Origin of the sequence: Levilactobacillus koreensis JCM 16448 (assembly GCF_001435525.1) — a bacterium.
Classification (GTDB): domain Bacteria; phylum Bacillota; class Bacilli; order Lactobacillales; family Lactobacillaceae; genus Levilactobacillus; species Levilactobacillus koreensis.
This window is the reverse complement of record NZ_AZDP01000053.1, coordinates 33,834-55,156: the sequence shown is the minus strand read 5'-3', so window position 1 is coordinate 55,156 and position 21,323 is coordinate 33,834. Positions and strand designations below refer to the sequence as shown.

At 50.8% G+C, this 21,323-nt stretch carries 23 protein-coding genes and 1 other annotated feature; of the genes, 1 reads left to right on the top strand and 22 read right to left on the bottom strand.

Annotation, left to right across the window (positions count from 1 at the left end; all coding sequences use genetic code 11):
- Positions 1-528: 528 nt before the first annotated feature.
- The 4 genes from priA to gmk form a co-directional block, all read right to left on the bottom strand.
- A complete protein-coding gene (gene priA, locus FC99_RS04185) occupies positions 529-2,943 on the bottom strand; it encodes a primosomal protein N' (protein WP_048736184.1) in 2,415 nt (804 codons plus the stop codon).
- Positions 2,944-2,958: 15 nt separating this feature from the next.
- Entirely contained in the window at positions 2,959-4,164 is a 1,206-nt protein-coding gene (gene coaBC, locus FC99_RS04180; RefSeq protein ID WP_082153309.1) for a bifunctional phosphopantothenoylcysteine decarboxylase/phosphopantothenate--cysteine ligase CoaBC, read from the bottom strand.
- Between the two features lie 77 nt (positions 4,165-4,241).
- Positions 4,242-4,457, bottom strand: a complete 216-nt coding sequence (rpoZ, locus tag FC99_RS04175; protein WP_020089007.1) for a DNA-directed RNA polymerase subunit omega — start codon at positions 4,455-4,457, stop codon at positions 4,242-4,244.
- Positions 4,458-4,460: 3 nt separating this feature from the next.
- Positions 4,461-5,075 carry a guanylate kinase gene (gene gmk, locus FC99_RS04170; protein WP_048736186.1) on the bottom strand — a complete coding sequence of 205 codons (615 nt, stop codon included), beginning with the start codon at positions 5,073-5,075 and terminating at the stop codon, positions 4,461-4,463.
- 282 nt (positions 5,076-5,357) lie between these two features.
- Between gmk and FC99_RS04165 the strand changes: the two genes are divergently transcribed.
- A complete protein-coding gene (locus FC99_RS04165) occupies positions 5,358-5,678 on the top strand; it encodes a hypothetical protein (RefSeq protein WP_048736187.1) in 321 nt (106 codons plus the stop codon).
- A 79-nt stretch (positions 5,679-5,757) separates the two neighbouring features.
- Here FC99_RS04165 and FC99_RS04160 read toward each other — a convergent pair whose 3' ends face one another.
- From FC99_RS04160 to FC99_RS04075, 18 genes are all read right to left on the bottom strand, one after another.
- Entirely contained in the window at positions 5,758-6,228 is a 471-nt protein-coding gene (locus tag FC99_RS04160; protein WP_048736188.1) for a hypothetical protein, read from the bottom strand.
- A 130-nt stretch (positions 6,229-6,358) separates the two neighbouring features.
- On the bottom strand, positions 6,359-8,800 hold the full coding sequence (locus FC99_RS04155; RefSeq protein ID WP_048736189.1) for a SpaA isopeptide-forming pilin-related protein: 2,442 nt from the start codon (positions 8,798-8,800) through the stop codon (positions 6,359-6,361).
- A 255-nt stretch (positions 8,801-9,055) separates the two neighbouring features.
- Positions 9,056-10,768 carry a DNA repair protein RecN gene (gene recN / locus FC99_RS04150; RefSeq protein WP_048736190.1) on the bottom strand — a complete coding sequence of 571 codons (1,713 nt, stop codon included), beginning with the start codon at positions 10,766-10,768 and terminating at the stop codon, positions 9,056-9,058.
- Positions 10,769-10,842: 74 nt separating this feature from the next.
- Positions 10,843-11,298 carry an arginine repressor gene (locus FC99_RS04145; protein WP_048736191.1) on the bottom strand — a complete coding sequence of 152 codons (456 nt, stop codon included), beginning with the start codon at positions 11,296-11,298 and terminating at the stop codon, positions 10,843-10,845.
- Between the two features lie 93 nt (positions 11,299-11,391).
- Entirely contained in the window at positions 11,392-12,207 is an 816-nt protein-coding gene (locus FC99_RS04140; protein ID WP_048736192.1) for a TlyA family RNA methyltransferase, read from the bottom strand.
- The gene (locus FC99_RS04135; protein ID WP_048736193.1) at positions 12,204-13,109 is read right to left on the bottom strand and encodes a polyprenyl synthetase family protein; all 906 of its coding nucleotides are present in this window, start codon (positions 13,107-13,109) and stop codon (positions 12,204-12,206) included. Before FC99_RS04135 ends, FC99_RS04140 begins: the two co-directional genes overlap by 4 nt.
- A complete protein-coding gene (locus FC99_RS04130; protein WP_048736194.1) occupies positions 13,099-13,347 on the bottom strand; it encodes an exodeoxyribonuclease VII small subunit in 249 nt (82 codons plus the stop codon). Before FC99_RS04130 ends, FC99_RS04135 begins: the two co-directional genes overlap by 11 nt.
- On the bottom strand, positions 13,340-14,692 hold the full coding sequence (gene xseA, locus FC99_RS04125) for an exodeoxyribonuclease VII large subunit (protein WP_048736195.1): 1,353 nt from the start codon (positions 14,690-14,692) through the stop codon (positions 13,340-13,342). Before xseA ends, FC99_RS04130 begins: the two co-directional genes overlap by 8 nt.
- Complete coding sequence (locus FC99_RS04120; protein WP_048736196.1) at positions 14,679-15,545, bottom strand: bifunctional 5,10-methylenetetrahydrofolate dehydrogenase/5,10-methenyltetrahydrofolate cyclohydrolase; 867 nt, start codon at positions 15,543-15,545, stop codon at positions 14,679-14,681. Before FC99_RS04120 ends, xseA begins: the two co-directional genes overlap by 14 nt.
- A 241-nt stretch (positions 15,546-15,786) precedes the next feature.
- Positions 15,787-16,215 (bottom strand): transcription antitermination factor NusB, encoded by a 429-nt coding sequence (gene nusB, locus FC99_RS04115; protein ID WP_048736197.1) that lies wholly within the window; start codon positions 16,213-16,215, stop codon positions 15,787-15,789.
- Entirely contained in the window at positions 16,215-16,655 is a 441-nt protein-coding gene (locus tag FC99_RS04110) for an Asp23/Gls24 family envelope stress response protein (protein ID WP_048736198.1), read from the bottom strand. The genes nusB and FC99_RS04110 overlap by 1 nt, the downstream gene beginning before the upstream one ends.
- Before the next feature lie 37 nt (positions 16,656-16,692).
- Positions 16,693-17,253, bottom strand: a complete 561-nt coding sequence (gene efp, locus FC99_RS04105) for an elongation factor P (RefSeq protein WP_048736199.1) — start codon at positions 17,251-17,253, stop codon at positions 16,693-16,695.
- A gap of 77 nt (positions 17,254-17,330) precedes the next feature.
- Positions 17,331-18,395, bottom strand: a complete 1,065-nt coding sequence (locus tag FC99_RS04100) for a M24 family metallopeptidase (RefSeq protein ID WP_048736200.1) — start codon at positions 18,393-18,395, stop codon at positions 17,331-17,333.
- A 93-nt stretch (positions 18,396-18,488) separates the two neighbouring features.
- The gene (gene rpmA / locus FC99_RS04095; protein WP_048736446.1) at positions 18,489-18,782 is read right to left on the bottom strand and encodes a 50S ribosomal protein L27; all 294 of its coding nucleotides are present in this window, start codon (positions 18,780-18,782) and stop codon (positions 18,489-18,491) included.
- Between the two features lie 24 nt (positions 18,783-18,806).
- Positions 18,807-19,145, bottom strand: coding sequence for a ribosomal-processing cysteine protease Prp (locus tag FC99_RS04090; protein ID WP_048736201.1), 339 nt, complete (start codon positions 19,143-19,145; stop codon positions 18,807-18,809).
- A gap of 28 nt (positions 19,146-19,173) precedes the next feature.
- Positions 19,174-19,482 (bottom strand): 50S ribosomal protein L21, encoded by a 309-nt coding sequence (rplU, locus tag FC99_RS04085; protein ID WP_048736202.1) that lies wholly within the window; start codon positions 19,480-19,482, stop codon positions 19,174-19,176.
- A gap of 20 nt (positions 19,483-19,502) precedes the next feature.
- Positions 19,503-19,583, bottom strand: a sequence feature (ribosomal protein L21 leader region).
- 43 nt (positions 19,584-19,626) lie between these two features.
- The gene (locus FC99_RS04080) at positions 19,627-20,277 is read right to left on the bottom strand and encodes a TetR-like C-terminal domain-containing protein (RefSeq protein WP_082153311.1); all 651 of its coding nucleotides are present in this window, start codon (positions 20,275-20,277) and stop codon (positions 19,627-19,629) included.
- 497 nt (positions 20,278-20,774) lie between these two features.
- Positions 20,775-21,317, bottom strand: a complete 543-nt coding sequence (locus FC99_RS04075; RefSeq protein WP_048736204.1) for a dUTPase — start codon at positions 21,315-21,317, stop codon at positions 20,775-20,777.
- Between the last annotated feature and the right edge of the window lie 6 nt (positions 21,318-21,323).

The following is a 21,323-nucleotide window of genomic DNA, read 5'->3' as shown; positions in this document are numbered from 1 at the left end:
ACGCGCCTGAGCCCATATCTGCCGACCTCTCGGCTTACACAGGGTTCTTAGGTAACAAGGATACTGACTGTAATAATCGTTATAGATTGGACCGGAAACGCTAAGCCTCCATGTCTTCCGACTGCTGTCGTTGTAAAGCACAGTCAGAGCCGGAGGAGGACAGGGATGCAGCCAGCCGTGGAGGTGGTGTTAGCTGGTGATTTTTTAGCCAGCTTACAGCACGGGCGACTTTGGAGACACGCGGTCTTCGTGGCTTCAAAGCGAGCGAGAAGACTGGTGAATTTCCAGTCTGAAGCGTCCCCACAGCAGGCGGAATCCCTGGCAGCCGGAGTGCGGCAATTTCACACTATCTTAATGGTTCGAATCCTTGCTGATACTGGGGCGAGACAGGTATTTCATCTTTCAACCTTTAGTTAATTAGACGTAAGTTGCCATGTCACTAACAATCATCGTTGATGCCTATCCACTTTTGTTTATGGAAGATATGCAATCAAAATCGGAATCTCTGACGGTCGCAGTACGCATTGCTTACATAAAGTTCATTGGCTCCGGATCAATCGTGACCGTGAGTCCGTGACGCGCTGGAATCTGGGCGGCCTGACGAATCTGCTCCAAGACAGGCTTTAGTTTGGCCTCTTGCTTATATTTAATCACAACTTGATAATAATACTTCCGCTTGACCCGCGCAATCGCCTTGGGCGTTGGCCCTAAGATAATGGCCTGGTCGCTGAGACCCTGCTTGAGCGCCGCCACGATCTGATACATGGCTTTAGCCGCCGTGGCTTCGTCCTCGTGACTGGCCGTGAGCTGGACCGCAAAGTAATACGGTGGATAGCTCCCCTGATGGCGCATGTGCATTTCCGTCACGAAGAAGCGCTCGTAGTCCTGTTGCTGCGCCAATTGAATCGCGTAATGGTCCGGATTGAAGGTTTGAATGTACACCTCACCCGGCTTAGACGCCCGACCGGCCCGGCCACTGACCTGGGTCAATAGCTGAAAAGTTCGCTCGCTGGCCCGAAAGTCCGGCAAGCCCAGCGCGGTATCCGCGTTGAGCACACCGACCAACGTCACGTTGGGAAAGTCCAGGCCCTTCGCAATCATCTGCGTTCCCAGCAGAATATCGGCTTGATGCTGACCAAACTGTTTCAGAATGCGCTCGTGAGCACCCTTCTTCCGCGTGGAATCCACATCCATTCGGAGAATCCGGGCAGTTGGAAATTCTTTTTGTAAAGCCTGTTCCACCTTCTGCGTCCCGGTCCCATAGTAGCGAATTTTCCGGCTATGGCAGTTCGGGCAAACGTGGGGAATAGCCTCTTCATGCCCGCAGTAGTGGCATTTCATGGTGTGTGTATCCATATGCAGGGTCAGCGAAATATCACAGTTCGGGCATTTCAGCACGAAACCACAGTCCCGGCACATGACAAACGACGAGTATCCCCGCCGGTTCAGCATCAACACCATCTGTTCCTTGCGGTCGAGTCGTGTCTGAATCGCTGCCAAGAGGGGTTCGGAAAAGTCACCCTCGCTGTGTTGCTTGAGCTCCTCACGCATGTCGACGATGTGGACCGCCGGTAGCGGGTGGTCATTGACCCGCTTAGCCAAGACTAATCGGGTGTACAATCCCTTAGCTGCCCGCGCCCGCGTCTCCAGGGATGGTGTCGCACTCCCTAACACGACGGGACACTCATTGTACCGGCCCCGCCACAACGCAACGTCTCTGGCATGGTACCGTGGATTTTCATCCTGTTTATAACTCGTTTCGTGTTCCTCATCCATGATGATAATGCCGAGATTCTTGACGGGCGCAAACACCGCCGAACGGGCACCCACGACCACGGTCGCTTCCCCGCGGTCGATGCGGCGCCATTCATCGTACTGTTCACCCTTGGACAACCCACTGTGAAGGACCGCCACGCGTTGACCAAACCGCGCCTTGACCCGGTTGACCATCTGTGGCGTTAGCGCAATTTCCGGAACTAGCATGAGGGCCGTTCGTCCCTGCTGCAGGGCAACCGCAATGCTCTGGAGATAGACTTCGGTCTTGCCGCTCCCGGTGACGCCCTCGACCAAGAAGTTCTCGGTCCGATGACCGTCGACAGCAGCACTGATGGCGGAAACCGCCGTTTGCTGTTCCGCATTTAAATGCAGTGGCTGGGTCGGCTTGACGGGCTGTTGGAAAGGATCACGATAAACTTCCAACGGCGCCTTCGTCAGCCATCCCTTGTCGGCCGCCGTCGTGATGACCGCTGGACTGACGTGAGCCGCCTTGACCACCGCACTCTGGGCGACCAAGGTATCGGGGGCCATTGTCTGCAGGTAGGCCAATAGGTCCGCCTGCTTGGGGGCGCGCTTCGCCACTTCTCCCTGAATATCTCTGAGCTTAGTGGCGGTCAACGTCGGCTTGATTCCCGTTGTCGTCTTGACGGCGGACCGATCCTTCACCTGATAGACCATCTCGACCTTGCCAGCGCGTTGCAATTTGAGCAAGCCAGCGACCGTGGCATCATCGAGCTTGTCGGTAAACTCGCGGGGTGCGCCATCTGGAAAATAAGTCGCCATTTCGTTAGGTGTCAGCGTTTGAGTCGGTTGCACTCGCCGCTCCGTTTGCGTCTTCAACTGATTGGGCAACATGGTCTGAATACAGGTGATACGAAAGGCGTACGTGGTATCCGCCAACCAATCCGCTAAAGCTCGTAACTCGTCATTTAAAACCGGCGCGAGGTCTAAGACGGCTTGAATCGGCTTCAACTCACCATCGAAACTGGTGACGTCGGTCAGACCGACCACTACACCAGAAACAACGCGATGCCCGCGACCAAACGGAACAATGACCCGCATCCCCACCTGAACCTGATGTTCCAATTCACTTGGAATGGCGTAAGAATAGGGATCGTTCGTTTGCATCGTCGGCACGTCCACTAAAATTTGACCGATCTGGGCCATTGTACTCACCTCACTTTACTTGAATAACTGGGCAACCCGGTCGACTAACACCCGGGCAATCACCTTTTTACTGGTCTTAGGCGTCTGATCCGTGACCCCATTTGGCAAAATAAAGGTCACCTGGTTCTCATCGCCATTAAAGCCAATATCAGCACGAGAAACGTCGTTAGCGACTAACATGTCGAGGTGTTTGGACTGGAGCTTCTTTTCACCATTTGCTAACACATTCTGCGTCTCAGCGGCGAACCCGACCGTCACTTGGTCGGCCCGCTTGATCTTAGCAACTGCTTTAAGGATATCTGGTGTCTTTTTTAATTTTAAAATGAATTCATCGTTGGCCGGTGTCTTCTTGATCTTCTGGTCGGCCACTGCCACCGGCTGGAAGTCCGCAACGGCCGCGGCCATCACCAAGGCATCGTTGGCCGGAAAGCGTTCCAAGACGGCCTGAGCAAGGTCCGTGGTGCTCTGAATCGGCACGACGGTGACGCCCGCTGGTGCCGTTAACTTGGTCGGTGCGGTAATCAAGGTAACCGTGGCGCCGGCTTGTTGCGCGGCTGCGGCAACGGCATACCCCATTTTGCCGGAAGAATCGTTGGTCAAAAAGCGGACGGGGTCGAGGCGTTCTCGCGTCCCACCAGCCGTGACCAACACGCGTTTGCCGGCTAAGGTCTGCGCACCAAACAAGGGTAATTGTGCCAGTTGACGGACAATTTCGGCCGGTTCAAGAAACCGTCCCTGCCCCGAATAACCTTCCGCCAAGGGACCGGTCGCTGGGAGCAACACGTGCACCCCATCGGCCGTCAGCTGGCGGCGATTGCGTTGCGTCGCTGGCGCTTGCCACATGTGCGTATTCATGGCGGGCACCACAACTTTAGGAGCGGCGGTCGCCAACCAAGTAGCACTGGCAACGTCATCAGCCAGTCCGTTGGCAAATTGTGCCATTAAATTAGCCGACGCTGGCGCTGCCAAAGCGAGATCCGTCCAGTCGGCCAGTTCGATATGGCTGATCTGACCATCCGCACGCCACCAGCCGTCATCGGTTAAGACGGGTTGTTTCGTTAAGGCCGCAAATGTCGCCGCCGTCACAAATTTTGCCGCACTCGCCGTCAACACAACACGGACCGTGGCCCCTGCGCGCTGTAATTCACGGGCCAGGGTCGCCGCCTTATAACTCGCCACGCTCCCGCTGACCGTTAATGTAATGTGTTTTTCTTCGAACATAGCCAACCTCCAATTTGCCCTGATAAAAAAAGCCAGATTACCCAACGGCAACCTGGTCTTAAAACTAACGCTTACACCTAAGCGTTGAGATCCTTTTCGTCCGGATCGATCATTAATGCACCGGCCGCAATTTCTTCAAGAGCCCGGCCAATGGTCTTCGGGGACTTGTAGTCGGTCAAAAGTGGCTTAGCACCGGCATCCAACTCGTGGGCCCGCTTGCTAGCTAACATGATCAATGAGTACCGAGAATCAACTTGTGCTAATAAATCATCAACTGAGGGATAAAGTAGCATTTTTTATTCGTCTCCAATCATTTGTTCGTAATCCGGCATGACCCGGGTCACGCGTAACCGTTCACTGCGAATAATCATTTGAATCCGGTCAACTGCCTTGCTAACTTCATCGTTAACAACGGCGTAGTCATAATTCCGCATCATCCGAATTTCACCAACGGCCTTCTTGATGCGTTTGTTAATGACGTCCATGGCGTCCGTTCCCCGACCAATCAAGCGGTGTTTTAACTCCATCAAATCTGGTGGCGTCAGGAAAACGAAGACGGCATCGGGACAATTTGCCCGCACTTGCATGGCACCGTTCACTTCGATTTCCAGGAAAACATCCTTGCCTTGATCAAGGGTCTCATTAACATATTTTAACGGGGTTCCATAGTAGTTGTCAACATACTTGGCGTACTCCAACATTTCCCCGTTACGAATATTCTCCTCAAACTCTTCCTTGGTCACGAAGTAATAGTCGACACCATTCACTTCACCTTCCCGCGGTTGGCGAGTCGTCATTGAAATGGAATAGGAAAAGTCGGTCGCACCGGTCTCGAACAACGCTTTACGCACCGTTCCCTTACCAACGCCGGAAGGACCTGAAAGCACAATGAGCATTCCACGTTTAGCCATCGTTTAAAAATCCCTTCATCAAAAAAATTTAATTATGATACCATAGTCATCGCGTCAGCGACTTGTGACTACCGTACCGTTTAAAGTCAAGATTGCTTGGCCTGAACTATAATCTATAGGTTACTATATTACCACTATTTAAGGATAAATACTGCATCTGCGGCCCATTTCTCAAAAAAAGTCGTCACCAACAAAAAAATTCAAGATCGGAACAAAAAAGCTTGCAATCTCAAACACGTGTTCGTATAATGAAAATACAAACAAACGTTCGAGGTGATCAGCATGCAAAATGTAAAACGGTCTGCCCTATCTGATCGGGTGGCTACCGCTTACCGGGATCTTTTCAGTGACCTACCCGTAATTAACGGTCAAGTTGTCTATCCGCAAATGCCTAAATTTCAATTGGACTACTTCATCCGTCAAACGTTGGACCGGCACTATTTAGTCCGGCTTCAATTCAAAGCCGCCGTCGACACTGCCCCAATGACCGTTATTGGCCATCTCAAACAAGATACCGCTGGTCACCTCATTTTAAAGCAAAGTCGGTCGTTGACTACCATTGTGACCCCCGAACTTCTGCGTTCTATTCAACGTGCCAACTAGTAAACATCAAAAGAACACCGCGTCAGCGCCACCATTTCCAGTGACTGCTAACGCGGTGTCCTTTGTTGTCTCAACTAACCTACTTGGTGTCGCCGGACAGAACTGCCGCGGCGTTCTTAATGTGATGGAAGTACAACGGATACCCGTTAACGTCCTTGCCATGACGATATTGTTTAACCGTTAAAATACCGCTCTTAGCCTTAACTAAAAACTTACCATTCTTGATTTTGACCGTATAATAGCCATTCGCATTAGTCTGCTTGCTCCAGGTACACGTGCCCTGCTTGACCTTACGACTGACCTGATACGACTGCTGATCAAGTGGATGCCATTTCTTACTAGCGTAGTAGCCACCACCAAAAACAAACGTTGACTTGGTGATCTTAACCCGATATTTCAAATCCTGTTCCTGAAACCAACTTCCTCGTACAGCGGTTGGCGTCGGTCGGACGGTGGTCCCCGCCTGACTAACAACTGGTTGCGTTGTCATAAATCCAACCGCAACACCAAATGAGATCACGGCCAACCCCAAACCTAGTCCGCGTTTCATAGTAAAGCCCCCAAGTTTTTATTTTCACAAGTTAATTATACAATGATTTGTTAAGCACCGCTAACAAAAAGGCCACCGCAACCGGAAGAAGTTCCCGCTAACAGTACCCTTTTTATCATTTCGATTTTAGTTAGTTACGATGCTGCCGTAACCGCCAAAGACTCGTGCCGAATCCAAGTAAGAGCACACCAGCAATCAAGACACTGGCCCCCTTCTCCTCATTGGTCTGTGGTAAGTAACGGTTGGCGTTACCCTTTGCCGCCGTTGACGATGCCTTTGCTAAATCACCGCCAGCAAAGGCCCCAGTCCCACTACCCAACGTACTAGACGATGAAGATTGACCCGTTCCAGTTGCTGCACCACCACCGGTAACGACATCAGCAGCAGACGATCCCGTTTCCGTAGAACTATCGCTTACCGATTGTGAACTAGAAGTACTACCGGTTGGGTGGCTACTAGTCGAAGACGTCACCGCCGAGCTAGAGATACTGGAAGACGAACTAGAGCTCGATGGCACCACCGTTGAAGAGCTAGAAGACACTGATGGTACCGAACTCGATGACGAAGATGATGTTGAACTAGAACTGGATACACTAGAACTGGAAGAACTAGAACTCGATGAACTAGAGCTTGAAGAACTGGAACTTGATGAACTGGAACTTGAAGAACTGGAACTCGAAGAACTGGAGCTTGATGAACTGGAGCTTGATGAACTAGAATCCGAAGAACTAGAACTAATGGAACTTGAGGAGCTTAAGCTAGAACTTGAACTAGGAATTACACTCGAACTTGACGACTCTGTCGGTACCGACGAAGTAGTCGTTGTGTCACTAGAGCTAGATCCCGTGGCCGTTGACTGATCAACTTGAGATACCGTTGCAGTCTGATCACTGTTAGCATCCACGACTACCGGGACCAGATTTGGATTAAGTGCATAGCCAGCTGGCGCACTCAGCTCCTTAAAGTAGTAAGTTCCTGATTCCAAATTGCCAACGGTTAGTTGACCATCGATATCAGTGACCTGAGGTGTACCGATTACCGTTGCCTGATCAGCAGCAAGGAGTTCATAAGTCGCCCCTTGCAATCCATAGCCCGTGTCAGATGCCGTCTTATTTAGCGTAGCTGACCCGGTAGCAACTTTGATTGGTGAGTCGCTTTGGCTAACCTGTTTGGCCGTTGTCATCGTCGCGGACATCGTAAATGGCACTTTCTCATTATTTACTTCATATCCCATTGGCGCGGCCGTTTCTTTAAAGTAATAATCACCGGCTGCTAGCCCGATAACCTGAATTTGTCCAGCCGAATTGGTTTTAAGCCCACTCTTGACGATATTTCCCGTACTATCATAAACATCATACGTCGCGTTCGCCAAAGCGGTCCCTGAGTCGGCTGCAGTCTTTGTCAAGATGACGCTATTTTGATGATCCGTTTGACCAACATCAACCGGCGTCGACGTATTATTTGCCATAATTGTCACTGGAACCAGCGTTGGATTCAACAGATAACCATCTGGCGCAGCTGTTTCCTTAAAGTAATAGTTACCGGCTGACAGGCCCTTCATCGTTAACTGGCCCTGATCATCCGTACTTCCCGAACCAAGTAGTTCTTTTGCCTCATTATAAAATTCATAGTGAGCACCGGTTAATAATTTCCCGTTAACCCCAGTCTTGGTCAATATAGCGGAGCCCGAGTAATCCCCACTGGCATTACCAGAGCCGCCCCATTCAACATCCTTATGACTCAGAGCAGGACTTGAAATTGTCCCATCACCACTACCACCAGGATTTCCTGTAATCCCATTGGCACTAGCCACCACCACGTCGTTAGTCAACGTGCCACTAGTTCCCGACTGATTTTTAACTGTCGTCGTATAGACAATTTCAACTCCAGTCGTCACGTGATCAAAGTGATAGGTCAACTTCTGACCATCAACGGTCGGCTCAACGCTTGCGCCAGTCACTCTATCCAATACATTTCCACTAGCATCCGTATAAGTGACCGTCGTCGATCCTAAATTATAGTCTTGATTGATTCCTAGAGTATCGGTGACCGTCGTCGCACCCATATCATCGGCGTTAACGTTGAAGAAGACATCCCATACCATTTGTGCAGGCCAAGTCTTGTTGGTACTATCAAACGCACCAACCCAACCATTTTTGTTCACAACATAACCAGGGCCATCACTGCCGCCACTACCATTATCGACCATCTTAGTCCCAGTGATTGCAAAAGTTAACGACCCCGAGCGACCAACATTCGTATTCGCCAAATTACCATTAAATACAATTGTTCCAACATCATCATCTTTATTAAGGGTAAAGGTCCCAACGTTCGTTCCGGTTTTTTCATCCTCAATCTTAAATGATATATTTCCGTAACTTGCCGTTGCCGGTAAGGTTACCGATGCCGTGTCCCCATCCTCAATTGCAACGCCATCTTTCAGTGTCCAGTTATAAACAATGTTGTAGTTTTGGCCTGCCTCTAAATCAGCACCGGGGTCAATCGTCACAACCCCATTATTAGTTTTCTCTGTAATCGTTGCTTCAGCAGCAGTTAGTCCCTTTGTCGCCATTGTAATATCCTTGGCGCTCGCTCTAAGACTCCCTCCGCAAATAATCAACAGAGTTACTAGTAATCCAAGGCAAAAGGTACCAATTTTCTTCCACATCTGACTCACACCCCTCATGCTAACTGTTACGCTTCGAAACTAATTATATCCCAAACAGCCAAGTAATTTAAGCTAAAGTTCATAAACGGCTTTAACTAGTTCTACCCCAAAACAAAAACAGGTCCGTTCCCCCTAGGGCCGACCTGTCTTTTAAGTTGATTACTTTTTTTGATTAACTTTAGATTTTGCCTCATCCGCGAGACCAAGCAGTTCGTTTGCATGTTCCAACGCGAGTTTTGTCACCTGCGTTCCAGCGGACATTCTGGCAATTTCACTGACTCGGTCTTGCTCACTTAATCGAGTTAGGTGCGTTTCCGTCCGATCACCCACGATTTCCTTAGCAATAAAGTAATGGTGATCGGCCATGGCCGCCACCTGGGGTAAATGAGTGATACATAAAACCTGTGACTCCCTAGCAATACCACTGATTTTTTCAGCAATGGCTTGGGCCACCCGGCCGCTGACCCCGGTATCCACTTCATCGAAGATAATCGACGTCACTCCCTGTGATTCGGAGAAAATCGTCTTCAATGCCAACATGATCCGCGACAGTTCACCACCAGAAGCAATCTTAGCTAACGGCCGCATGGCTTCGCCGGGGTTCGTCCGCAGATAGAATTCCACGTGATCCAGCCCGGTGCTCAACAACGGCTGGGTCTTTGAACGCGTGAAGTGCACGGCAAAGACCGTCTTATCCATGTAGAGGTCGGCCAACTCACCGTGAATCGCCTGTTCCAACTCTTGGGCGGCCTGCTTACGCGTTTTACTCAGCTTTTCACCCAGTTTCAGCAAGGTCGACTGTTGGTTAGCGACCTGGGTCTCCAAGTCATCTGCCGTTTCGTCGGTCGACTGCATCTGCTTAAGCTCTGCCGAAATCTGATCGAAATACTTCAGAACTTGCCCCTCGGAGTCGCCGTACTTGCGCTTCAACTGATTAATGACTTCCAATCGTCGCTCAATCTCATCCAAACGACCTTCGTCCCACTCCAGCATGTCTAGCTGAGATGAGACATCACTCACCGCGTCACTCAGCGCATAGTAGGCCGATTCCAGTCCACCCGCGATCTGCTTAAAGGCGGGGTCAAAGTCCGCGATGCCCTGCATGGCCTGCATAGCACTACTGATCTGGTCATTGACGCCCGGTGTGGCGTCTTCGCCGGTCAGAATTAACGCCGTCTGTTGCAAAGCATCATTGATCTTTTGAAAGTTATCCAGTCGATCCCGTTCCGCAATCAGATCATCTTCCTCACCCGGCTGTAACTGCGCCGACTCAATCTCATTGACTTGAAATTTCAGCATGTCCAACCGCTGGGCCCACTCTTTTTCATTAGCCCGCTTATTCTCTAACGTATCGCGCAACTGCGTGTACTGTTGATAAGTCGTCTGGTACTGGGCCTTCAAATCATGCACTTGGTCCGCCGCAAACTCATCCAACATCCCCAAATGTTTTTCCGGTTGCATCAACTCTTGATGTTCATTTTGCCCATGAATATCGACCGCCGTTTCGCCGATGTGCTTCAACGTGTTGGTATTGACCAGCATGCCGTTGACCCGACAGGTATTGCGCCCATTGCGGTGAATCTCCCGCTGCAAAATGACGTTGCCGTCGTCGTGGTCAATGCCGAGCTCATCTAGGACTTTGTAGGTCGTTCCACCTGCAGGAAAGATGAAGCTCCCCTGAATAACGGCCTTATCCGTACCCGTTCGGACAAAGTTGGCGGAACCACGACCGCCTGCTAGCAGGCCGACTGCGTCAATGATGATGGACTTTCCGGCACCAGTTTCTCCGGTCAGGACCGTCATCCCATTTTTAAACACCACATCGAGGCGTTCGATGATGGCGAAATTTTTAATTGATAGTTCCTGTAACACTTTTTTGCCCCCTAAACAAAAGACCACTGCTGATGCTCAGCTCTGTGCTGGTCGGTCAGTCGTGGTCACTGCTCTTAATCCGCAAGCATGCGGTCAATCGTCTTTTCTAATTGTAAAGCACCCTGATGGGAAACACAAACGGTCAGAACGGAACTATCGTCGCCGACCGTGCCAAAGACATACTCGTAGCGCATCTGGTCCAATAACGAGGCAATCACCGGTCCATTACCGGGAAGTACCTTCAAAACTGTAAATTGGTCCTGGACCGCAAAGGATATGTAGGCATTCTGCAAGGTTCGCTGCAATTTCTTCTGGGTATCAATTTTCTTTTGGACGGGTAAACTGTAACGGTAACCGCCAGATTCGGCCGGTAATTTAACCAACTGCATCTCCTTGATGTCCCGTGAAATCGTTGCCTGTGTGACGTGAATGCCATCTTCGGCAAGCAACCGAACAAAATCCTCTTGTCGTTCGATTTCCCGTGATGTGAGCAACCGTTTCAATAATTGCTGGCGTTCCTGCTTTTTCATACCTGGCCCCCCTTTATGTGATAAAAATGTATAATCTTATCATATACCAGACCTAAGTATTTGGAAAGTAAATTCTAATAATTTTCTCATAATCTACTGTTTGAGGCCTTCATAAGCAGCGTTAATCGTCTCTTCAACGGAAACTGAACTTACACAGACTGCATGTTTATCGACAGATTGTAAATGAACCAAAAATTCAATGTTGCCTTCGCCACCTCGAATCGGTGAAAAATCGAGGCCGAGCACACTGTAACCGGTTGCCACCGCAAAATCAATGATTTTCTGGACCACGGCGGTGTGGACCCGGCGCTCACGCACGATTCCGTGAGCACCAACGTCACCCCGTTCCGCTTCAAATTGGGGCTTGATCAACGCCACAACATCCCCACCGGTCGCCAGGATACCCTTTAGTGGCGGTAAAATCATATCAAGGGAGATAAAGGACACGTCGATCGACGCAAAGGTCGGCTGACCCTTGGTAAAATCGGCTAACTTACTGTAGCGAAAGTTGGTGTGCTCCATCACGATGACCCGTGGGTCCTGCCGTAATTTCCACACCAATTGATTGCTGCCGACATCCAACGCGTAGCTGAGTTGCGCGCCATTTTGAAGCATGACATCGGTAAATCCACCAGTCGACGACCCAATATCCAGCACAATCCGGTCGGTCACATCAATGTTAAAGACCTCAAGTGCCTTAGCCAGTTTAAACCCGCCCCGTGACACGTATGGTAGAGGATGGCCCTTCAAATGCAGTTCAGTGTCTGCTGGAATCAGTGACCCCGGCTTGTCCAAACGTTCCTCGTTGGTGCCCAGAATCTCACCAGCCATTACGGCACGCTTCGCCTCGTCCAGCGACGTATAAAGTCCCTGTTCAACTAGGAGGTCCGCCACCCGTTTTTTCTTCATGCTTTCACCCGTTTCGTATCAAAATAGCTAAAGAAGGCGGCCATTAGCTCGCGCCCTGCACTAGCTGGCAATTCAGCCAACGCCGCCTTGCCGGCCTGAATCGTGTCGATCAACGCCTGATTGGCGCCCTGCAAGCCCAACTTACCCGGATAGGTATTCTTGGCCTCACCGGCATCTTTTTGCGTCGCCTTACCCAGTTCCGCTGGCGTGCTGACGACGTCCAAGATGTCATCGTAGATCTGGAAAGCCAGCCCAAAGGCATCGGCAAACCGGAGATACGGTGCCCACTGCTCCCGTGGCGTTTCGCCTAAAATCAACCCAGCCTGAACCGCGTAATGCAGTAAGGCCCCGGTCTTTTCCCGGTGAAGCACGCGAAGCTTAGCCAAAGGCAAGTCGATATGCTCGGACTGAATATCCTTGGCCTGACCGGCGACCATGCCACTAGGTCCGGCCGCCTGGGCCAACGCTTGGGTCAACGCTACCTGCGTCTTAGCTGGCAGATCTGTTGCCGTCAGCCACTGAAAGGCCAACGTCAGCAGGCCATCACCGGCCAGCGTCGCCATACCCGCGCCAAATTTCATATGGTTGGTCGGCTCACCGCGGCGCAGGGCGTCATTGTCCATGGCCGGTAGATCGTCATGGATCAGCGAGTACGTGTGTAACAGCTCCAGCGCCATAATCGGCCGCCAGTCGTGCTCTTGGTCCACCGTGTGCCCGAGGGCCTGTAAAGTGGCGACCGTCAATAATGGTCGCAACCGCTTGCCACCCGCCAGCACCGAATAGCTCATGGCTTCGGCCAACCGGTCATCGCCACTATCCGCGGCAATGGCCGTCTTTAGTGGCGCATTGAGCCACGGCACCCAGGTCTGTTCGAACCGCGTTAAGCGTTCATCACTTGGCATCACCAGCGCCCCCTTGTGGCGTCTCAAAAGCAACTTCTTGGTCGTCGTCAGACATCATCGTCGTCAACGTCTTCTCGGCATCCTGCAAGGTCGTTTGTAAGTCCTTACTTAAGGCCACCCCCTTCTGGAATTGCGCCAAGGCCTGTTCCAACGGAATATCCCCCTGCTCAAGTTGCGCGACGATCTGTTCTAACGTCGTTAAGTTCTCTTCAAAAGTCGGTTTCGTTTCTTCACTCATGTTGATCCTCCGTTGCTGGTTTAATAGATTTAATTTCTGCTTCAGCGGTGCCGTCACTCAAATGAATCGTGGCAAGTCCCGGCTGTAAATCGGCCGTTGTTCTGGCGACGTGGTCATTTTGCGTGACGTAACTGTACCCTCTGCCCATGATCTTCAGTGGGCTCAGGTAATCCAAGCCACTCGCCAATTGGCCGACGTGCTCCTGTTGCTTGGCCATGTAACGCTTCATCTCGGTCGTTAACCGCTCAGTCGTCTGACTAACGGTCTGTTGATCGCGTTGAACCCGCGCCAACGGTGACTGAGCAACCAGGCCTTGGCGGGCAAATTGAAAGCGTTGCGTCGCCTGTTGAACCTGCGTCTGAACGTTACGATTCAGCGCCTGTTGTGCCCGGTCCAACCGTTGGACGTACGTTTCATACAGTCGCTGTGGTTGCCGGAAAACGTAAGCCGTCATCAACTTATTCAGACGTTCCTGCTGAAAATTGATGCGGTTGGCCATTGCATTTAAGAGTCGGGTGCGTTGCTGCTGTAATTTTAACAGCTCGTCGCTCAACACGGGCACCGCCAATTCTGCCGCAGCCGTGGGCGTTGCCGCCCGGACATCGGCGACCAGATCGGCAATCGTGGTATCCGTTTCGTGCCCGACCGATGAGATCACTGGAATCTGACTAGCCGCAATGGCCCGCGCCACACTCTCTTCGTTAAAGGGCCACAGGTCTTCGATCGACCCACCGCCCCGGCCAATGATCAGGGTGTCATAGGTGCCGGCCGCGTTGACCCGTTGAATCTGGCGCACCAGATCAGGCGCCGCCCCGTCGCCCTGAACGACCGCCGGATACAAGACGATCTGTGCGATGGGATAACGCCGCCGCGTGGTCGTAATGATATCACGGATAACGGCGCCACTGGGACTCGTGATCACCGCGATTCGCTTGGGAAAGCGTGGTAATGGCCGTTTGGGCGCCGAGAAAAGGCCCTCCGTTTCCAACTTCTGCTTTAACTGCTCATAGGCTTGGTAGAGCTGACCAATTCCATCTGGCTCCATCCGCTCCACGTAGATCTGATAGCTACCACTGGGTTCGTACAGGGAGATTCGCCCGGTGACCAAGACCTTCATCCCCGTTTCCGGCGTGAACTTTAACTTTTCAAATGCCGAACGGAACATGATGGCACTAATTTTGGCATGGTCGTCCTTTAGACTAAAGTACTGGTGGGCGTGTGGCCGTAAGCGAAAGTTGGAAATTTCACCGGTCAGATACACCTTGCCTAGATAGGGGTCGACGTCGAATTTTCGTTTTAAATATTGGGTTAACGCTGTGACTGTTAGGTAATCAGTCGTTGCCAAGTTGCTCACTCCACTCACATAGGTCTACTGTCTGTTGCATCAACGTCGCAATGGTCATGGGGCCCACACCACCCGGCACGGGCGTAATGGCCCCCGCCCGGTCAAAGACGCCGTCGAAATCCACATCACCGGTCAATTTGCCATTCTCATCACGGTCCATTCCCACGTCGATCACAATGGCGCCGGGTTTCACGTCGTTTCGTTTGATCAAATGCGTCACACCGGTCGCGACGACTAACACGTCTGCCTCACGGGTAAGCTCACTCAGATCCTTCGTGTAAACGTGGGCGACACTGACCGTCATGTCGGCATTGATCAGCATGGCTGCCATGGGCCGACCGACGATGCGGCTACGACCCACAACAACTGCCCGCTTGCCTCGTAAATGAAGGTTCAGGGAGTCTAGCATGGTCATGATGCCCCGTGGCGTGCAGGAAACGGGATACTTGCCAGGTAGGTTCGCAAATAGCCGGCCGACGTTCAACGGATGAAAGCCATCGACATCCTTAGCGGGATCAATGGTCGCCACGATGGCCTGTTCATCTAAACCAACGGGTAAGGGCGATTGAACCAAAATACCGTGGATTGCCGGATCAGCATTGTATGCCTGAACAATGGCGACTAATTCTGCTTGGCTGACCGTAGCGGGCAATTGCCGCACGATTGAGTTGATGCCGAGCTGGGTCGCTTTTTTATGCTTATTACGGACATAAATCGCACTAGCCAGGTCATCCCCCACGATAATTACGGCTAATCCGGGCGTAATTCCACGCTGTGTTAAGGCAGCCACCCGGTCTTTGGTCTGTGCATTGACCTCTTTTGCCAGTTGCTTACCATCAATGATCGTCGTCATGAAGCTCGTCCTCCCCAAAATTCAAAGTTACGTTCTATTTTAGCATAGTCAGCCCCAAAACGGGACCTTCCAGTACGCCTCAGATGATTCATTTAACATTAAAAAATTAATAGCGGGTTGAGGTGAAATTACCGCACTGCGGCGACCAGCTATCACAATCTGGTTTTAGTTTTTAAGGTTTTAAGTCCCGGTCTAAAAAAAGACCAGCCACTAGTAATTTAGCGGTTGGTCTAATTAATGACTAAGATTGTGAATCCAAAGGTTCGTCTAAGGTATGTGCTAACACACCGTTAATGAACCGTCGTGAACGGTCGTCACTGAAGTTCTTGGCTAATTCCAAGGCTTCGTTAACGGCTACACGGTCAGGCACTTCTTCCACGTAGTCAATTTCAAAAAATGCTAATCGGAGAATCACAAGGTCAGTCTTCGCAATTCGCTTCAACTGCCAACCGGTACTTAAATACTGGTCGATTTGTGCGTCCAACTCGCTTTGATGTGCCAAGACACCCGTCACTAACGTTTGCAGGTAGTCTGGTACGGGAACGGTTTGGTTCGGGTCGTCCGTCAGAACACGTTGGTACAACGCATCGTGATCGGAATCGGGATTGGCGTTCAACGCAAATAACATTTGAAACGCCCGTTCCCGAATTTGATGTCGTGTAAGTGTCACTATTGGTCACTGTCTCCTTCATCGCTCTGGTTAAACAGGTTATCAGGGTCGACCTGTTGCGCCGTCTTTTCGGGAATGACGCCTTCCACGTGAACGTTAACTTCACGTAAATCGAGGTCCGTCATGAACAACAATTGTTGCTTGACGCTATCTTGAATGGCTAAGGCGACCTTTGGCACGGCAACCCCATAATTCAAGTAAACGTAAACATCAACCGCTAATTCGTCGCCGTCAAAGACTAATTTAACGCCCTTGCCATGTTGTTCCTTGCGACCGAATAATTCCGTGACGCTGTTTGCCAGAGACCCCCGCATCCGAGCAACACCTTCAGTTTGGCTAGCAGCAATGCCCACAATAATTTCGAGGACTTGCGGTGCCACTTCGATTTTGCCTAAAGCGGGTTCCTTTGATTCTAAAATGATATTAGTATCTTCTGCCATTCGTTGACCCTCCCTTACTGATTAAACGTGTGTGAAACTATGCGCGAGAAATGTAAGTCCCGTCGGTAGAGTTGATAGAGAGCTTGTCGCCTTCGTTAACGAAGAATGGCACTTGAACGACTAAGCCAGTGTTCATGGTAGCAGGCTTGGAACCACCAGAAGCGGTGTTCCCCTTGATACCAGGTTCCGTAGCAACAACTTCCAAGACAACCGTGTTTGGTACTTCGATACCGAGAACTTCGGAACCGTATTGAACCAAGTCAACGTTCATGTTTTCTTGCAAGTATGGGAGTTGGTCCTTGATGTTTTCACCAGGAACTTCGATTTGTTCGAAGTTGTCGGTGTCCATGAAGACCCGGTTATCGCCATCTTCGTACAGGTATTGCATAGAACGCGTCTGAATGTCAGCTTGTTCCATCTTAGCACCGGCACGGAAAGTCTTTTCCTGAACGGCACCCGTCCGCAAGTTCTTTAGCTTTGAACGAACGAAAGCGCCACCCTTACCTGGCTTAACGTGTTGGAATTCAATGATGCGCCAAATTGCGTGATCCACTTCAATAGTTAAACCGTTTTTAAAATCAGCAGTCGAAATTGCCATAATGTGTTCAGCCTCCTAAAATATGTCCTCTTTATAATATCAATTCTTACCCCTAAAAAGCAAGATACGTGGGTCACTTACAGAATAATTAAATTCCGGGGCGTCGTCGTGAGGACTTCATGACCCGTTTCCGTGACCAACACATCGTCTTCAATGCGGATACCACCCTTGCCGGCAAAGTACACACCTGGCTCTGCGGTGACAACTTCATTTGCCGCCATCACATCTGGCCAACCACGTCCAATGTTCGGGCCTTCGTGGATGTCTAAGCCGATACCGTGACCGGTACCATGGATAAAGGCATCCCCGTAACCTTGTTCCGTCAAGAAATCCCGCCCCGCGTGATCGATCTCATCACCCGTTGCGCCCGGATTAGTCGCCGCAATGATCTTTTCTTGGGCCGTCTGAACGGCCTGATAAGCAGCCTTAAGGTCCGCACCGGGATCACCTAAAGCCACCGTTCGGGTCAAATCAGACGTATAGCTGTCCACGTAAAAACCGCAGTCAATGGTCACCAACTCACCGGTTGCCATCACTTTATCACTGGCCTGACCATGCGGCCAAGCGGAACGCACACCGCTGGCAACGATGGTCCCAAAACTGGGACCGGTCGCGCCGTGGTCTTGCATCCAGCGTTCTAGCCACTGAGCCGCCTCGCGCTCGGTCATTCCTGGCGCCAAGACATCAAATAAGGCCGCGACCCCTTCGCTGGTCAGCGCCGTTGCTCGGCGAATCGCAGCCAATTCGGCCGGTTCCTTGACCTGTCGCAACTGATCGACAACATTGGCCAGTGGCACGATGTCACTCATTAAATGCTCGTCTAACCAGTCGAACTCGGCCAAGGTCAAACTATCCTCAAGGCCTAACACTGTCGCGTCATCGGCCTCTAGGACCTCTTCAACGGCCTGTAGATAGTCACGAGTGATAATCTTTGGCATATCTGGCATGGTCGCCGCCAATTCCGACTGGTAACGAGCGTCCGTAATAAAGACCGCACGTTTCGCCGTCACTAACAAGTAACCATCGCCACCCTCAACACTAGCTCCAGCTAAATACTGCTGGTTACTGGCCGAGGAGACTAGAAAGCTATCGATGCTCAGCGTCGCAAATTGTGCTTGCAACCGTTCAATTCGTGATGTCATTGACCCATCCTCCTTTTAATAGAGAAAAAAGAAGAACTCAAAGCGAATTGGTCTCGCCTCAAGCTCTTCAGTCGTTACGAGGAAAACCTCGTGTTATTTAGCTACTTCTTCAGCAACTGGGTATACGGATACTTGACGCTTGTCGCGGCCAAGACGTTCGAATTTAACGACGCCAGCAACCTTGGCAAACAAAGTATCGTCACCACCGCGGCCTACGTTCAAGCCTGGGTAGATGTGCGTCCCACGTTGGCGGTAAAGGATAGAACCACTGGTAACAGTAGAACCGTCAGCAGCCTTCGTCCCAAGACGACGACCAGCAGAGTCACGACCGTTAGCAGTAGACCCACCACCTTTATGGTGAGAGAAGAATTGTAAGTTCATGTTCATCAGCATAAGTTTCACCTCCGCAATTTAATCTTTTATTTCAGCGAATTCTATATAGTCCGCGTAATTTGTGGCGACATCTCTTAACCCATCCGCAAAACTCTGGAGGAGTGTTTGTCCCTTTAATTCGGTCGTTGCTTCCAGCTTTGGTGGAAGGTGGACTTCCAGATAACCACCTTCCTGATCACGATTTTCAACGTCTATGGGAATCTTAGCGATTCGTTGTAGACCGTTGACCGTCGTAATCGCAAGCACCGAGACCGCAGCGCAAACAATGTCTTGACCATACTCACCTGAGTCAGCGTGGCCAGTGATTTGGAATGAATCGATTCGGTTAGCTCCATGATGGAACGTCGCATGAATCATCGAGATCGCCTCTCTTAATCTTTAGGCTTTAAGCGTTGATAGCATCAACGACAACCTTGGTGTATGGTTGACGGTGACCCTTCTTCGTATGTTGGCCCTTCTTGGCCTTGTACTTGAAAGTAACAACCTTCTTTTCCAGACCCTGCTTTTCAACAGTTCCAGTAACGGTTGCACCTGCAACAGTTGGCGTCCCGATCTTAGGCTTGTCACCACCGACAAAGACAACTTGGTCAAAAGTAACCTTTTCACCAGCTTCAACGTTCAACTTTTCGACGTAAACAGCTTGGCCTGCTTCGACCTTGTACTGCTTGCCGCCAGTTACGATAATTGCGTACATGTGTGTGCACCTCCTTATATATTTAGACTTAGACTCGCCGAAAACAAGTGCTCCGCAAGGCGGAAAACTTAATGACTTGTCCCGAGCGGTTGCAGCTGTGGAAGTCCACAAATACAACATGAAAATTATACTTGATGGGGTCAGCTACGTCAAGCTTTTTTCTGAATGCAACGCGATGTCCGTCCCAGACAAAGCGAACCAAGCCGCTAGTGGCGTGACATCTGGCGTTGCTAATTGCCGAAAAGATTGTGCTAGAAATTCAGAACGGTAGCGCCGATTGTCGTTTAGCCAGTGCTCGACCAACCCCAGAAAAGCACTCGTTAAAAAGGTGATCTGAATGTCAATTGGTGATCCCTCAGACGCCGTAGCCGGGAGCTGTTGACTAAACGCCAGCAATTCTCGCTCAAAGCGTTGCTGTAGCCGTGGTCGGAATTGGGTGAACTGGGGGTGTAACAGCACCGTCAAAATCTGGTGATGCCGATCAACGTAGCGCAATGCCGGGCCCAAAGAAAAACCACTCATGGATTTTCCTTCAGGTGCAATCACCGTTCTGGCCGTTGCAAACCACTCGTCAATGACCTGTTGTTCCGTCTGTTCATAAAAATCCGTTTTGTCTTTATAGTGCAGGTAAAAGGTCCCCCGCGTCAGTTGAGCCGTACTGGTCAGTTTCTGAACTGAAATTTGCTGCAATGATTGCTGCTGTAATAGCTCGCTGAGTGCTTGGCGCAACTGCTCGTTGGTCCGCACCACCCGTGGATCTAATTGGCTGATAATCCCCCGCTCCTTCCGTCCCATACCGATTTTGTTACTTACTTAAAACCATACCGATTTTTAGCGCCGCTGACAAGTTTTTCGTTCCCTAATTCACTGGCTTATTGAATTATCCGGTAAAAACGTTTAGTGAATTATACTGACTAAGAATAGCCGCACTCCGGCTGCCAGGGATTCCGCCTGCTATGGGGAACGCCTCAAAGCCACGAAAAACACGTGTCTTTGAGGTCGTCCCTGGCCTCCTCCGGCTCTGATTGTGCTCTTCCATGACAAGCAACATTTCCACCACATAATATCCAAACGTGATGCTCAGCTAGTATCTCCGTGAACTGACATATGTAAGTTCATATTTGGCAAGTGGCCTTGGCGTGGCTTCAAAGCGAGCGATAAGACTGATGGCCTCTTCCAGTCCGAAGCGCCCCCACAGGCGGAATCTCTGGTAGCCACGGTACGGTCCAGTCCACACAACTCAGTCCATCAAAAAAGGAGCTCTGAACAATCACATTCAGAACTCCCTAATACTAATAATTATTCGCTTGCCGATCCAAGTTGACTTGACGTTTTGCTTCGTAAGCCGCTTGAATCTCGTCTTGACTAAACCCGAAGTCGACAAAGCCCCACTTCAGGAACAGCCGCCAAGCGTGGCGGAAGTCCTCTTGACGGTGGGAAAAGTGACTGTTGAACACCATCCGTTTTAGAATTAAGTATTGTTGGTCCAGATCCTTAGCGGGCCGGCTCTTCTCCAGTCCCGTTAGGTCTTCTTCCGTGATCATAATCAGGTGCGTCCAGGTTTTCTTGGATGCTACCAAAAAGAAGAAGTCCATAGCATCCGTGTATTCCGTCAGCAGCGTCTCCCGTGGGGTCTGACCCTCGTCGGCCTTGCCCCGGTGCGTCTTCCACACCTTGAACCACTCCGAAGTATTAGCCACCTCGGCCAATTCAACATCTAGTGCCACGTAGGCGTTCTCAATCTGCTGCTTACGCGACATCTCAATCTGACGGTCAGCCGTTATCTGTTCATCCAACGCAATTGATTGCTGGACTAATTTCGCTAGTTCTAACACGTTATC

Coding starts and splice junctions, on each gene's coding strand:
- priA (WP_048736184.1), bottom strand. CDS start 2,943: ATGGCCCAGATCGGTCAAATTTTAGTGGACGTGCCGACGATGCAAACG.
- coaBC (WP_082153309.1), bottom strand. CDS start 4,164: ATGTTCGAAGAAAAACACATTACATTAACGGTCAGCGGGAGCGTGGCG.
- rpoZ (WP_020089007.1), bottom strand. CDS start 4,457: ATGCTACTTTATCCCTCAGTTGATGATTTATTAGCACAAGTTGATTCT.
- gmk (WP_048736186.1), bottom strand. CDS start 5,075: ATGGCTAAACGTGGAATGCTCATTGTGCTTTCAGGTCCTTCCGGCGTT.
- FC99_RS04165 (WP_048736187.1), top strand. CDS start 5,358: ATGCAAAATGTAAAACGGTCTGCCCTATCTGATCGGGTGGCTACCGCT.
- FC99_RS04160 (WP_048736188.1), bottom strand. CDS start 6,228: ATGAAACGCGGACTAGGTTTGGGGTTGGCCGTGATCTCATTTGGTGTT.
- FC99_RS04155 (WP_048736189.1), bottom strand. CDS start 8,800: ATGGCGACAAAGGGACTAACTGCTGCTGAAGCAACGATTACAGAGAAA.
- FC99_RS04145 (WP_048736191.1), bottom strand. CDS start 11,298: ATGAAAAAGCAGGAACGCCAGCAATTATTGAAACGGTTGCTCACATCA.
- FC99_RS04140 (WP_048736192.1), bottom strand. CDS start 12,207: ATGAAGAAAAAACGGGTGGCGGACCTCCTAGTTGAACAGGGACTTTAT.
- FC99_RS04135 (WP_048736193.1), bottom strand. CDS start 13,109: ATGCCAAGTGATGAACGCTTAACGCGGTTCGAACAGACCTGGGTGCCG.
- FC99_RS04130 (WP_048736194.1), bottom strand. CDS start 13,347: ATGAGTGAAGAAACGAAACCGACTTTTGAAGAGAACTTAACGACGTTA.
- FC99_RS04120 (WP_048736196.1), bottom strand. CDS start 15,545: ATGACGACGATCATTGATGGTAAGCAACTGGCAAAAGAGGTCAATGCA.
- FC99_RS04110 (WP_048736198.1), bottom strand. CDS start 16,655: ATGGCAGAAGATACTAATATCATTTTAGAATCAAAGGAACCCGCTTTA.
- efp (WP_048736199.1), bottom strand. CDS start 17,253: ATGGCAATTTCGACTGCTGATTTTAAAAACGGTTTAACTATTGAAGTG.
- FC99_RS04100 (WP_048736200.1), bottom strand. CDS start 18,395: ATGACATCACGAATTGAACGGTTGCAAGCACAATTTGCGACGCTGAGC.
- rpmA (WP_048736446.1), bottom strand. CDS start 18,782: ATGAACATGAACTTACAATTCTTCTCTCACCATAAAGGTGGTGGGTCT.
- FC99_RS04090 (WP_048736201.1), bottom strand. CDS start 19,145: ATGATTCATGCGACGTTCCATCATGGAGCTAACCGAATCGATTCATTC.
- rplU (WP_048736202.1), bottom strand. CDS start 19,482: ATGTACGCAATTATCGTAACTGGCGGCAAGCAGTACAAGGTCGAAGCA.
- FC99_RS04080 (WP_082153311.1), bottom strand. CDS start 20,277: ATGGGACGGAAGGAGCGGGGGATTATCAGCCAATTAGATCCACGGGTG.